The organism is Pseudomonas sp. GW822-FHT02D10 (assembly GCF_058802345.1).
This window is the reverse complement of the sequence record NZ_JBXAOB010000003.1, coordinates 239715-253119: the sequence shown is the minus strand read 5'-3', so window position 1 is coordinate 253119 and position 13405 is coordinate 239715. Positions and strand designations below refer to the sequence as shown.

At 61.2% G+C, this 13405-nt stretch carries 12 protein-coding genes; 5 read left to right on the top strand and 7 right to left on the bottom strand.

Annotated features, from left to right (window positions below; translation table 11 throughout):
- Positions 1–61: 61 nt before the first annotated feature.
- The 5 genes from AC1RPZ_RS06775 (at position 62) to tadA (ending at position 6253) form a co-directional block, all read left to right on the top strand.
- Positions 62–1285, top strand: coding sequence for a maltoporin (locus AC1RPZ_RS06775; RefSeq protein ID WP_493136086.1), 1224 nt, complete (start codon positions 62–64; stop codon positions 1283–1285).
- 132 nt (positions 1286–1417) lie between these two features.
- Positions 1418–3952, top strand: coding sequence for a phosphoenolpyruvate--protein phosphotransferase (gene ptsP, locus AC1RPZ_RS06770; protein WP_493136084.1), 2535 nt, complete (start codon positions 1418–1420; stop codon positions 3950–3952).
- Between the two features lie 2 nt (positions 3953–3954).
- Positions 3955–4245, top strand: coding sequence for a PTS sugar transporter subunit IIB (locus tag AC1RPZ_RS06765; RefSeq protein WP_493136082.1), 291 nt, complete (start codon positions 3955–3957; stop codon positions 4243–4245).
- A gap of 134 nt (positions 4246–4379) precedes the next feature.
- Positions 4380–5756: a multicopper oxidase family protein gene (locus tag AC1RPZ_RS06760; protein ID WP_493136080.1), complete on the top strand. Its 1377-nt coding sequence runs from the start codon at positions 4380–4382 to the stop codon at positions 5754–5756.
- A complete protein-coding gene (tadA, locus tag AC1RPZ_RS06755; RefSeq protein ID WP_493136078.1) occupies positions 5756–6253 on the top strand; it encodes a tRNA adenosine(34) deaminase TadA in 498 nt (165 codons plus the stop codon). The genes AC1RPZ_RS06760 and tadA overlap by 1 nt, the downstream gene beginning before the upstream one ends.
- Before the next feature lie 153 nt (positions 6254–6406).
- On the opposite strand, the gene cmoB is transcribed toward tadA, so the two are convergent.
- From cmoB to AC1RPZ_RS06720, 7 genes are all read right to left on the bottom strand, one after another.
- Positions 6407–7363: a tRNA 5-methoxyuridine(34)/uridine 5-oxyacetic acid(34) synthase CmoB gene (cmoB, locus tag AC1RPZ_RS06750; RefSeq protein ID WP_493136076.1), complete on the bottom strand. Its 957-nt coding sequence runs from the start codon at positions 7361–7363 to the stop codon at positions 6407–6409.
- Positions 7360–8139 (bottom strand): carboxy-S-adenosyl-L-methionine synthase CmoA, encoded by a 780-nt coding sequence (gene cmoA, locus AC1RPZ_RS06745; RefSeq protein WP_493136074.1) that lies wholly within the window; start codon positions 8137–8139, stop codon positions 7360–7362. Before cmoA ends, cmoB begins: the two co-directional genes overlap by 4 nt.
- Before the next feature lie 124 nt (positions 8140–8263).
- Positions 8264–8908, bottom strand: a complete 645-nt coding sequence (locus tag AC1RPZ_RS06740) for a lysoplasmalogenase (protein ID WP_493136071.1) — start codon at positions 8906–8908, stop codon at positions 8264–8266.
- Positions 8909–8910: 2 nt separating this feature from the next.
- Positions 8911–9303 (bottom strand): protease inhibitor I42 family protein, encoded by a 393-nt coding sequence (locus AC1RPZ_RS06735; RefSeq protein ID WP_493136069.1) that lies wholly within the window; start codon positions 9301–9303, stop codon positions 8911–8913.
- Between the two features lie 203 nt (positions 9304–9506).
- Positions 9507–11927 (bottom strand): endopeptidase La, encoded by a 2421-nt coding sequence (lon, locus tag AC1RPZ_RS06730; RefSeq protein ID WP_493136067.1) that lies wholly within the window; start codon positions 11925–11927, stop codon positions 9507–9509.
- A 102-nt stretch (positions 11928–12029) separates the two neighbouring features.
- Positions 12030–12182 carry a hypothetical protein gene (locus tag AC1RPZ_RS06725; RefSeq protein ID WP_493136063.1) on the bottom strand — a complete coding sequence of 51 codons (153 nt, stop codon included), beginning with the start codon at positions 12180–12182 and terminating at the stop codon, positions 12030–12032.
- A gap of 477 nt (positions 12183–12659) precedes the next feature.
- Entirely contained in the window at positions 12660–13031 is a 372-nt protein-coding gene (locus AC1RPZ_RS06720; protein WP_493136059.1) for a DUF6124 family protein, read from the bottom strand.
- Positions 13032–13405: the final 374 nt, after the last annotated feature.

Here is a 13405-nt window from a genome sequence, read left to right as displayed (position 1 = left end):
CTACGGGGATTGTTTCGCCCGAAAAAAGACTCAAGACAATAAAAAAATAATGGGGTGGCTCTTGAAAACAACAATAAATCGCAGCCTTGCAGCATCGTGCGTGTGCCTGATGTTGCCATTCTCGGCCCAGGCTCTGGAGTTCGCCGGTTACCTGCGCAGCGGTGTCGGGACCACGGTCAACGGCGGTTCGCAATCGTGTTTCAAACTGCCCGGCGCAGAGTCGAAATACCGTTTGGGTAACGAGTGCGAACAGTACGCGGAACTGGAATTGCGTCAGAACCTGCTGACCCTCGATGACGGCTCGGTGCTCAGCGTCGACGGCATGGCCTCGTTGTACAACCAGTACGACCGCAACCTGACCTTCCAGGGTGACAACGGTTCGGTACGGATGCCGCAGATGTATGCCCAGTGGTCGAACCTGCCGAGTCTCAATGGCGGTTCGCTGTGGGCCGGGCGGCGTTACTACAAGCGTAACGACATTCATATTTCTGACTTCTACTACTGGAACCAGAGCGCCACGGGTGGTGGTATCGAGGACGTGAAGATTGGCGACCTGAAATACAGCTACGCCTTTTCGCGCAAGGACAACCTGTACCAGAAGGACTACGTCACCCGGCAGGATTTCAACGTCTCAGGCTTTGATACCAACCCTGGCGGTGAGCTGGAGTTTGGCCTGAGCTACATCGACAAACCGGATCGCCGCGACGCGCACGCAGGCTGGGCAATCACCGCCCAGCATGTGCAGAAAGACTTCCTTGGCGGCAAGAACAAACTGGCGCTGCAATACGGCGAAGGGCCGGGCACCGGGTTGGGCTACACCGGCGATGTGGGGCTGGACGACCACAACAAAAGCTATCGTCTGGTGGAGTTCTTCGACTGGCAAGTGACACCGCGTTTTGGTGGTCAGGTCGAAGCGGTCTATCAGAAGGACATTCGCCCGGACGGTAACGGCCAGAACTGGCTTTCTCTCGGCATTCGTCCAACCTACGCGATCACCGAGCAATTCAAACTGGTCACCGAACTGGGTCACGATCAGGTTCAGGCATCGGATGGCACGCGCAAGTTGAGCAAATTCACCTTTGCCCCGACCTGGTCGCCAAAAGGCCCGGACTTCTGGGCACGTCCCGAGGTGCGTTTGTATTACACCTACGCCAGCTGGAACGAAGCGGCCAAGCGTGCGGCCAACGAACTGGCGCAAGGTTCGGCGTTGTCCGACACCGGCGCATTCGGCACGGCACTGCATGGGTCGAACGTCGGATTGCAGGTCGAGTACTGGTGGAAGTAATTGCACCGCATGTATACCCGTAGGAGCTGCCGAAGGCTGCGATCTTTTGGGGCGCTGAAGATCAAAAGATCGCAGGCTGCGCCAGCTCCTACGGACAATGCCTTTATAAAGAACAAAACCGCAGGTGAAGTCATGACCCTAACCCAACCCTTGCAATTGCTGGCGCCGCTGTCCGGGGTGCTGATGCCGCTTGATCACGTGCCGGATCCGGTGTTCGCCAGCCGGGTGATCGGCGATGGCCTGTGCATCGACCCGACCTCGCAGATCCTGTGCGCGCCGTTGGCCGGCGTAGTCAGCAACCTTCAACACAGCGGCCATGCGATCAGCATCACCGATGACAGCGGTGTGCAGGTGTTGCTGCACATCGGTCTGGACACCGTGAACCTGGCGGGCCAGGGGTTCAGCGCCTTGGTCGAACAAGGCCAGCGTGTCGAGGCCGGTCAGCCGTTGATCGAGTTCGATGCCGACTATGTCGCCCTGCATGCCCGCAGCCTGTTGACCTTGATGCTGGTGGTCAGCGGCGAGCCCTTCAGTCTGCTGACACCGGACAGCGGTCTGGTGGCGTGTGCACAGCCGGTGTTGCGCCTGAGCCTTGGCGATCCGCGTTCCAGTGTGGCGCAAGAGGAGGGCGAAGCGCTGTTCTCCAAACCGGTCCACTTGCCCAACGCCAATGGTCTGCACGCACGGCCGGCGGCGATTTTTGCGCAGGCGGCGAAAGGGTTTGCGGCAAGCATTTGCCTGCACAAGCAGCAGGACAGCGCCAACGCCAAATCCCTGGTGGCGATCATGGCCTTGCAGACGGTCCACGGCGATGCGTTGCAGGTCAGTGCGGTGGGCGAAGATGCCGAATTGGCAATCAGCACGCTGGCCCAATTGCTGGCGGATGGCTGCGGTGAGGCTGTGACTCCGGTTGCGGTGGTAGCGCCAGTGGTTCAGGCGCAGGAGGTGTCGACGAAGCTGTTGCGCGGCGTCTGTGCTTCGGCGGGGTCGGCCTACGGGTACGTGGTGCAGGTGGCTGAGCGTACCCTGGAGATGCCTGAGTTTGCTGCGGATCAACGCGTGGAGCGCGAGTCGCTGGAGCGTGCGCTGACCCACGCGACGCAGGCACTGCAACGCTTGCGTGACAACGCGGCGGGCGAGGCGCAGTCGGACATCTTCAAGGCGCATCAGGAATTACTGGAAGACCCGAGCCTGCTGGAGCAAGCCCAGGCCCTGATCGCTGAGGGCAAGAGCGCAGCGTTTGCCTGGAACAGCGCGACTGAAGCCACCGCGACGTTGTTCAAGACGCTGGGCAGCACGTTGCTCGCCGAGCGTGCGTTGGACCTGATGGATGTCGGCCAGCGTGTGCTCAAGCTGATTCTCGGGGTGCCGGACGGTGTCTGGGAGTTGCCGGATCAAGCGATTTTGATCGCCGAACAACTGACGCCGTCGCAGACCGCTGCCCTGGACACCGGCAAAGTGTTGGGTTTCGCCACCGTCGGCGGAGGTGCGACCAGCCATGTGGCGATACTCGCCCGCGCCCTGGGTTTGCCGGCGGTGTGTGGTTTGCCGCTGCAAGTGCTGTCGCTGGCCAGTGGCACCCGGGTGCTGCTCGATGCCGACAAGGGTGAATTGCACCTGGATCCGGCGCTACAGGACATCGAGCAGTTGCACGCCAAACGTCAGCAACAAAGCCTGCGTCATCAACACGAGCTGGCAAACGCGGCAAGGGCGGCCGTCACCCGCGACGGTCATCACGTCGACGTCACGGCCAACGTTGCTTCGCTGGCCGAAACCGAGCAGGCCATGAGCCTGGGGGCTGAGGGTGTCGGCCTGTTGCGTTCGGAGTTTCTGTATCAGCAGCGCAGCCTGGCGCCGAGCTCTGCTGAACAGGTCAACACCTACAGCGCCATCGCCCGTGCACTGGGTCCGCAACGCAATCTGGTGGTGCGCACGCTGGATGTCGGCGGCGACAAACCCCTGGCCTACGTGCCGATGGACAGCGAGGCCAATCCGTTTCTGGGCATGCGCGGGATTCGCTTGTGCCTGGAGCGTCCGCAGCTGTTGCGCGAGCAGCTTCGAGCGATTCTGAGCAGCGTCGGGCTGGCGCGTCTGCACATCATGTTGCCGATGGTCAGCCAGCTCTCGGAGCTGCGTCTGGCGCGGCAGATGCTCGAAGAAGAGGCACTGGCGCTCGGGCTCAAGGAACTGCCGAAACTGGGCATCATGATTGAAGTTCCGTCCGCGGCGCTGATGGCCGATCTGTTTGCCCCCGAGGTGGATTTCTTCTCCATCGGTACCAACGACCTGACCCAGTACACCCTGGCCATGGACCGCGATCACCCGCGTCTGGCCAGTCAGGCCGACAGTTTTCACCCGTCGGTGCTGCGCCTGATCGCCAGCACCGTGAAGGCCGCCCATGCCCATGGCAAGTGGGTCGGGGTGTGTGGCGCGCTGGCCTCGGAGACGTTGGCGGTGCCGCTGTTGCTGGGGCTGGGGGTGGATGAACTGTCGGTCAGCGTGCCGCTGATTCCGGCGATCAAGGCCGCGATTCGCGAGGTCGAGCTCAGCGACTGCCAGGCCATCGCCCATCAGGCGCTGGGGCTTGAGAGCGCCGAGCAGGTCCGCGAGGCCTTGTCGTTGCAGCAGCAGGCGATGGTCGAAACTTCACAGGTGTTGGAGAACTGAACATGTTCGAAAAAATGCAACGGGCGTTCTGGAAGGCATTGACCCCGGATCTGCTGGTGGATGAGCCGAAGGTGGCGCGATCGTCTTCGGCGTTGCTGGCCCCGGGTGTGGTGGCTGCGCTGGGCGGTGTGGATAACCTCAAAGCCCAGCAGCGCGTAGCACTGACCCGAGTGCGGGTGGAGTTGCGGGATGTGGCGCGGATGGATCGACAGGGGTTGAGTGCGGCAGGTGTGCCGGGAGTCATGATGCTGGAAGATGGGGTTGTTCATCTGATCACCGGTCTTCAAGCGTAAACGTCATTCTGTGGGAGCCATGATTTGACTGTGACCAGGCGCCGCGTAGCCCTTACTGTTTCTCAACCGCAGGTGTATCGTATTCGCCTTTTGCGGGCATAGGCCTGCCGCTGATACGTGAGGTTGTTGAGTTCATGTCCTTTTCCCGTCGACAAATACTGGGTGGTCTGGCCGGTCTGGCAGTGGTGGGCGTCGGGGCCGGTGGTGCATCGCGTTACTGGCTGGGGAAAATGGCCGACGCCAACGCGGGTCACGATTATGAGTTGATCGCCGCGCCGCTGGATGTCGAACTGGTGCCGGGGCATAAAACCGAGGCTTGGGCCTTTGGTCCGTCGGCGCCGGGGACGGAACTGCGAGTGCGCCAGGGCGAATGGCTGCGGGTGCGTTTCATCAACCACCTGCCGGTGCCCACCACCATTCACTGGCACGGCATCCGTTTGCCGCTGGAGATGGACGGCGTGCCGTACGTCTCGCAACTGCCGGTGCTGCCGGGCGAGTATTTCGACTACAAATTCCGCGTGCCGGACGCTGGCAGCTACTGGTATCACCCGCATGTGAACAGCAGCCAGGAGCTGGGTCGCGGGCTGGTCGGGCCGCTGATCATCGAAGAGCGCGAGCCCACCGGTTTCAAGTACGAGAAAACGCTCAGCCTGAAAAGCTGGCACGTCGATGAAGAGGGCGCCTTCGTGCCGTTCAGTATTCCTCGTGAAGCGGCGCGTGGTGGGACGGCCGGTCGTCTGGCGACCATCAATGGCGTACCACTGCCGGTGGTTGAGTTGCCGGCCGGGCAGATCACTCGGGTACGCTTGTTGAATCTCGATAACACCCTGACTTATCGCCTCAACATTCCGGGTGTCGAAGCGCAGATCTACGCGCTCGACGGTAACCCGATCGAGCCGCGTCCGCTGGGCAAGGAATACTGGCTGGGGCCGGGCATGCGCATTTGCCTGGCGATCAAGGCACCCAAGGCGGGTGAGGAATTGTCACTGCGCAACGGGCCGGTGCGCATAGGCACGTTGCGCTCGGTGGCCAACAATGACGCGCCAACCCAGTGGCCGCCAGCGCTGCCGGCCAACCCGATCTCCGAGCCGGATATCGCCAATGCCGAGAAGCTCAACTTCAATTTCGAGTGGGTCGGTTCGGTCTCGGTCAACGTCGACAATGGCAAGCCGCCGAGCCTCTGGCAGATCAACGGCAAGGCCTGGGACATCACCGATAAAACCTGCGCCGACCGCCCGATTGCTAAGCTTGCGAAAGGCAAAAGCTACATTTTCGAATTGAAGAACATGACCCAGTACCAGCACCCGGTTCACTTGCACGGCATGAGCTTCAAGGTCATTGCCTCGAACCGCAAAAAGATCATCCCGTACTTCACCGACACCTACCTGTTGGGCAAAAACGAGCGTGCTCAAGTGGCGCTGGTGGCAGATAACCCGGGGGTGTGGATGTTCCACTGCCATGTGATCGACCACATGGAAACCGGCCTGATGGCCGCCATCGAGGTGGCCTGATGCGTCAGATACGCCCCGCGCAGATCATCGACCGTAGCCGCGATCAGGACTTCATGCGTGAAGCCCTGGCCCTGGCCGCGCAAGGTGCGGCCCTCGGCGAAGTGCCGGTGGGCGCGGTGCTGGTGCAGGACGGCGAAATCATCGGGCGCGGCTTCAATTGCCCGATCAGCGGCAGCGACCCCAGCGCCCACGCCGAAATGGTCGCGATCCGCGCCGCCGCGCAGGCCGTGAGCAACTATCGTCTGCCGGGCAGCACGCTGTACGTCACGCTGGAACCGTGCAGCATGTGCGCCGGTTTGATCGTGCATTCGCGGATTGCGCGGGTGGTCTATGGGGCACTGGAACCCAAGGCCGGGATCGTGCAAAGCCAGGGGCAGTTTTTCACCCAGGGCTTTCTCAACCACCGGGTGCTGGTCGAAGGCGGGGTATTGGCCGAAGAGTGTGGGGCGGTGTTGAGCGAGTTTTTCAAGGCCCGAAGAGCCAAGCCAGCAGTTTGAGACACAACACAAATCAACTGTGGGAGCGAGCTTGCTCGCGATGAGGCCCTAACATCCAACATCAATGTTGAATGTCAGGCCGCCATCGTCGGAACGCCGCCCGGAGCAAGCTCGCTCCCACAGGGGATTTCCAGCGATCAGGAGATAGGTGTTTTATTTACGAGCGACGATCACCGCGCGCATCGGCGCCGGCAAACCTTCAATCGTCTTGCTGTGATCATCCGGATCGAGGAAGTCGCTCAGCGACTGATACTTCATCCACTCGGTCCCACGTTGTTCTTCAACCGTGGTCACGCTGACATCCACGCACTTCACATCGCTGAACCCGGCACGGCGCAGCCAGAGCATCAGCGCCGGCACCGACGGCAGGAACCAGACGTTGCGCATCTGCGCATAGCGGTCTTCCGGCACCAGCACTTGCTGTTCGTCGCCGTCGATCACCAGCGTTTCCAGCACCAGTTCACCGCCCTTGACCAGGCAATCCTTCAGCGCCAGCAAATGCTCGATCGGTGAGCGGCGGTGGTAGAACACGCCCATGGAAAACACCGTGTCGAAGCCCTCGAGATTGGGAGGAAGATCCTCAAAGGGAAACGGCAGGTGCCAGGCCGACGGTTCTGACAGGTAACGCTGAACCGCCTGGAACTGGCAGAAGAACAGCCAGTTCGGGTCGACGCCGATCACGCTGTCGGCGCCGGCACCGAGCATGCGCCACATGTAATAGCCATTGCCGCAGCCGACATCGAGGATGCGTTTGCCTTTGAGGTTCAGGTGCGGGGCGACCCGCGACCACTTCCAGTCCGAGCGCCATTCGGTGTCGACGTGCACGCCGAACAAGTCGAACGGACCTTTACGCCATGGCGACAGGCCCATCAGTGCGGTGCGCATTTGTGCGCGGGTTTCATCGTCGCAGTCGGTGTCGAGCATCAGGCCGTCAAGCAAGTCGACTGCGGTCGGCTGGATCTTTGGCAAGGCGTCCAGTGCACTCTGCCAGCGCTCAAGGTCGCCGTGACCTTTTTCCATTTTTGCATCGAGTTGCGCTTGCAGGGTGTTGGCCCAATCGGCCAGTGGCGTACCGGTCAGACGGCGGGCGAGGGGAGACAGATCAATCATGGCAAGGCAATCAACGAGGCAAAGTTAAGACACTGGAACCACGGCACGACTTTCGAGAACCCGGCGGCCAGCAGGCGTTCACGGTGTTCTTCGAGGCTGTCGGGCTTCATGACGTTTTCGATGGCGCTGCGCTTCTGGGCGATTTCCAGTTCGCTGTAGCCGTTGGCGCGTTTGAAGGCGATGTGCAGGTCGGTGAGCAGCGCGTGTTCTTGCGCGTCTTCGAAACGCAGCTTCTCCGACAGAATCAGCGCACCGCCCGGCAACAGCGACTGACGGATGCGCCCGAGCAGTGCCAGGCGTTGGTCCGGGGCGATGAATTGCAGGGTGAAGTTCAGCGCCACCACCGAGGCCGGCTTGAATTCCAGCGCGAGAATGTCACCTTCGATCACGTCAACCGGCAGCAGCTCCTGGAACATCGAGTCCTGGCCGTTGAGGTATTCGCGGCAACGCTCGACCATCGCCGTCGAGTTATCCACCGCGATCACCCGGCAACCGTCGGTGCGCACATGGCGGCGCAGGGCCTGAGTCACCGCGCCCAAGGACGAACCGAGGTCGTAGAGCACGCTATTGGGCTGGGCGAACTGCGCCGCGAGCACGCCGAGGTTTTCGACAATGGTCGGGTAACCCGGCACCGAGCGCTTGATCATGTCCGGGAACACCCGCACCACGTCCTCGTTAAAGGCGAAGTCGGGCACCTGGGCCAGGGGCTGGGCGAATAGGCGATCGGGTTCTTTGCTCACGGCGGTTCCAGCGGCGGATGTGGAAAAGGCCGGCATTTTAGCCAACTTGGCGCGCGGATGCGCGGGTTGTCTGATAAACCGCCAATCAAAAGATTGCAGCCTGCGGCAGCTCCTACATTGGAATGCGATCCCCGTAGGAGCTGCCGCAGGCTGCGATCTTTTAAACGGTTAAACGCGGTTTCTGGGAGAACGCCGACGCCGCAATCCCCCATTGCCCCAGCCAGTAGCTGAGGATGATCACGTAGGGCGCGGCCTCGAACGGCCACACAAAGCGGCTGATGCCAATCACGCTGTCGGAAAACACAAACGCCAGCGCGCCTCCGGCCGCCAACAGTGCCGAGCGCTTGGGCACGTCGCTGCCCAAACGGGCCAGGGCACGCCAGAGCATGGCGCTGATGGCCACGCCGTAAACGATCACCGGAATCAGCAACGGCCCCAGGCCATGGCTGATCAGTATCCCCAGCAGCAGCGCGCCGACCCCGAGCGCCAGCATCAGCGGCAACAGCGCCAGGCGCCGGCAATCACTCAAGTACGCCTTCAAATACGCCAAGTGCGCGAGCAGAAACGCGCCGAGGCCAAACACGAATAAATCCCCAGGCCACGCCAGCAACACGTCGCCGAGCAACGAGAAAATCAATCCAAGGCTGATCCAGCGCCGATACTCGCTGGGCGGTGCATCGTGCAGCCAGCCGAGCAGCGCCAACACCGGCAACGGTTTGACCAACAGACACAGCAACTCGGCGTGAACGCTCACCCCGTAAAGAAAGGTCACCGCGCCCATCAGCGCCAGAATCAGCCAACCCACGGTCAGTTAACCGAAATCGCGCAGTCGAAGGTTTGCGCAGGCGTGGCTTCCGGCTCCCACGGCTGTTGATAAGTCAGGCGCAAACGCCCGTTGCCCGCGGCGAAGGCTTGAAAGCGCCAGGTCGATTGCCCGCCACTGCCCACCAGTCCGGTGTTTTCCGGGTTGGTGTAAACCTCGGGGCTGATCGCCCGCAGCACGCCGCCCGCCGAATCCTGGATCGCCCAGCGATAACCGGTGGTCGGGTTGCTCGGCAGGGTCAGGATCAGGTGTTGCCCGTTGTTCAGCTGCACCGGGCATTCGCTCTGTTTTTCCACCGTCACGTTCTGTTTCGGTTGAGTGGCGCAGGCGGTTAGCAGGGCGAGGCTCAGGGGGACAAACAGGCGGGTGGGGGACATAAGGTCAGCGGCTCCGGTAATCGCGACGAATGGCGAGCATAACCGAAGATGAGACAAAGTGTGACGGGCAGGAGGGGGATGATACGAGAGCAGTGTTGTTAGTGCCGGCCCCATCGCGAGCAAGCTCGCTCCCACAGGTTTATCACTATCCCTGTGGGAGCGAGCTTGCTCGCGATGGCGATGGTAAGGACGCTAGATGACTATCAGAACAACACCTTCGCCACATCCGCAAAGCGCTTGGCAAAGTGCACGGTAATCCCCTCCTTCAGGTAATCCGGCAACTCCTCGAAACTGCCACGGTTGGGCTCCGGCAAGATCAGTTCGAAGATTTTCTGGCGCCGCGCCGCAATCACCTTCTCGCGCACCCCGCCAATCGGCAGCACATGCCCGGTCAGCGTCAATTCACCGGTCATGGCCACGCCTTTTTTCGGCGGCTGGTTGCGTGCCAGCGAGAGCAGGGCGCTGGCCATGGTCACGCCGGCGCTTGGGCCGTCTTTCGGGGTGGCGCCTTCCGGTACGTGGAGGTGGATGAAAGCTTCGTCGAAGAACTTCGCATCGCCACCGAATTGTTTGAGGTGCGAGCTGACGTAGCTGTAGGCAATCTCGGCCGATTCCTTCATCACGTCACCCAGTTGCCCGGTGAGCTTGAAGCCGCGGTTGAGGGTGTGGATGCGTGTGGCTTCGATCGGTAAGGTCGCGCCGCCCATGCTGGTCCAGGCCAGGCCGGTGATGACGCCGGTGCCGGACAGCACTTGTTCGTTGCGGAACACCGGCATGCCGAGTGAGGCTTCGAGGTCTTTGGGGCCGATCTTGATCACGCTTTGCGGCTCGTCGATCAGCTTGACCACCGCTTTGCGTACCAGTTTGCCCAGTTGTTTTTCCAACTGCCGCACCCCGGCTTCGCGGGCGTAACCGTCGATCAAGGCTTTCAGCGCGCTGTCGCTGATGGACAGACTGGTTTTGGACACCCCGGCCTTATCCAGCTGTTTTGGCCACAGGTGACGCTTGGCGATGGCGACTTTTTCTTCGGTGATGTAACCCGACAGGCGAATCACTTCCATCCGGTCGAGCAACGGGCCGGGAATCGAGTCCAGGGTGTTGGCGGTGCAGACGAACAGCACTTTCGACAGGTCCAGGCGCAGGTCGAGGTAATGGTCGAGGAATTCGACGTTCTGTTCCGGGTCGAGGGTTTCCAGCAGCGCCGAGGCCGGGTCGCCCTGGAAGCTTTGGCCCATCTTGTCGATCTCGTCGAGCATGATCACCGGGTTCATCACTTCGACGTCTTTCAACGCCTGGACCAGTTTGCCCGGCAGCGCGCCGATGTACGTGCGGCGGTGGCCCTTGATCTCGGCTTCGTCGCGCATGCCGCCAACGCTGAACCGATAGAACGGCCGCCCCAGGGACTCGGCGATGGATTTGCCGACGCTGGTTTTGCCCACGCCCGGAGGACCGACCAGCAGCACGATGGAACCGGCGATCTCGCCTTTGTAAGCCCCGACCGCGAGGAATTCGAGGATCCGGTCCTTGATGTCGTCGAGCCCGGCATGGTGTTTGTCGAGGACTTTGCGTGCGTGCTTGAGGTCGAGTTTGTCCTCGCCATAAACGCCCCACGGCACCGCCGTCGCCCATTCCAGGTAGTTGCGGGTCACGGCGTATTCCGGCGAGCCGGTTTCGAGGATCGACAGCTTGTTCATTTCCTCGCTGATGCGTTTCTGCGCCTGTGGCGGCAAGACCTTGCCCACCAGCCGCTGCTCGAACTGCTCGACGTCGGCGCTGCGGTCGTCCTTGGTCAGCCCCAGTTCCTGCTGGATGACCTTGAGCTGTTCCTTGAGGAAAAACTCGCGCTGGTGCTCGCCGATCTTGCGGTTCACTTCGGCGGAGATTTCTTTCTGCAAACGCGCGACTTCGACTTCCTTGCGCAGCATCGGCAGGACTTTTTCCATGCGCTTGAGCATTGGCACGCAGTCGAGCACTTCTTGCAGCTCGCTACCGGTGGCCGAGGTCAGGGCGGCGGCGAAGTCGGTCAGCGGCGACGGATCGTTGGGGCTGAAGCGGTTGAGGTAGTTTTTCAGCTCTTCGCTGTACAGCGGGTTGAGCGGCAGCAGTTCCTTGATCGCATTGATCAGCGCCATGCCGTAGGCCTTGACCTCATCGGTCGGCTCGCTTGGCTGGTGCGGGTATTCGACTTCCACCAGGTACGGTGGGCGATGGTGTTTGAGCCAGGTGCGGATGCGCACGCGGGTCAGGCCCTGGGCGACGAATTGCAGTTTGCCGTTTTCGCGGCTGGCGTGATGGACCTTCACCAGGGTGCCGTACAGCGGCAGGGCGGACGTGTCGAAATGCCGTGGGTCTTCCTGCGGGGTGTCCATGAAGAACAGTGCCAGCGAGTGATGCTCGGACTTGGCCACCAGGTCGAGGGTCTCGGCCCAGGGTTCTTCATTGACGATCACCGGCAGTACTTGCGCCGGGAAAAACGGGCGATTGTGAATCGGGATGATGTAGACCTTGTCCGGCAGGTTCTGGCCGGGCAGGGCCAGGCCTTTGCCTGCGGAGGTGGGGTGTTCGGCGTTTTCGGGGTCGGCGTAGTCGCTCGGGTTTTCCGGGAATTCTTGCTGGTCGCTCATGGGGCACCTGCGCAATGGGGTATGAGAGTTAGATGGGGCAGGTGGGGGGTGGTTTCAATGGGGGGCGGTTGTTAGCGGGTGTTTCATAAGGTGTATCTTCGTTCAACTGTAGGAGCTGCCGAAGGCTGCGATCTTTTGATCCTGGCGGCCTGACAGCCGGCCAATCTCCCGCAGATGTACACCAATCAAAACTGTGGGAGCTGGCTTGCCTGCGAAGGCGGCCTGACAGCCGACCAATCTCTTGCGGGTGTACATATCCATTCCTGCGGTAACGGCCACTTAGGGTTTCGCCTGACGGCGACTCACTTTTTTTACAAGCGCCTAAAAAAAGTAAGCAAAAAAACGCTCGCCCCAAGCGTCCGGCCCCTCGCCTAGGCTCGGCGTTCCCTCGCTCCGGTGTCCATCAGGGGGCATCGCCTCCGGTCTGCTTCGCGACGACCTCCTCTCGATGTGTCCGGCTGCGCCGTACGGCACTGCGCGCCAACCCCCTGATGAACACCTGCGCTCGGCCTCCCGAAGGGGCGGGTGGATCAAGATCAACAGCAACAGCACGGCGGCCTGACAGCCGGCCTGAGTGGTTGGAGTGCTTACGGCTTTAGATGCTGACCGTTCGCAGATGTACATCAATCAAAACTGTGGGAGCGGGCTTGCTCGCGAAGGCGGACTGGCAGTTAACTGAGAGGTTGAATGTGATGAACTCTTCGCGAGCAAGCCCGCTCCCACAGTGCGGTGTTACTGCTGTTCTGGCTGATCAAAACTATCCAGCGCTCGGTTCACCAACAGTTCCCCCAACGAGACCATCTGCTGAATCGCCAGCGCCACATGCCGGCGCGTGCCTTCGAGCTCGAACGCCAGGTCGCTGGCCAGCACATTGACCGAGGCGAGGGTTTCCGAGGCATGGGCCAGCAGGGTTTCGTTATCCAGATCGGGAATCACCGCGAAGATGTTGGAGGGGCGTTTGTCGGGCAGGTTGCCCTTGTCGAACGGCGGTTTGAGGTAATGATCCAGCGCTCGTTCGGCGGCGTCGTGGAGTTTTTTGGAGTCGTTGGAGGCGTAAGGGGAAGTGCTTGGGGTTTCAGGGGGATTTGGAGTGATCTTGTGCATTGTGAAGCTCCTTGATGAGTGGAGCCGCCACTGATCGCCGCGACGCGATGGGAGGTGGCAGCTGTACGCAGGTTCGCGGACCGGGCATCAAGGAACCCGGCATACCCGAAGGTATCCCGCGCACAGCCGCCATAACGCAAAGCAGTAGACGATAAAAAAGCGCCAACTGAAAGGAAATGATGGCGCTATGCGCCTTGATTGATCCGGGCCGCGACGCCCGTTCGCTGAATTGGCAGCGACCACCAAAGACTAGTCATGCGGCTTCCCACCGACAACCTGAAAACCATGTCGGAAGCTTCTCTGAATCCTACTCATGGGATAAACACGCCACAGAACGGTGTTGCATATATTCCAGCTGATCGCCCACAAAAAAG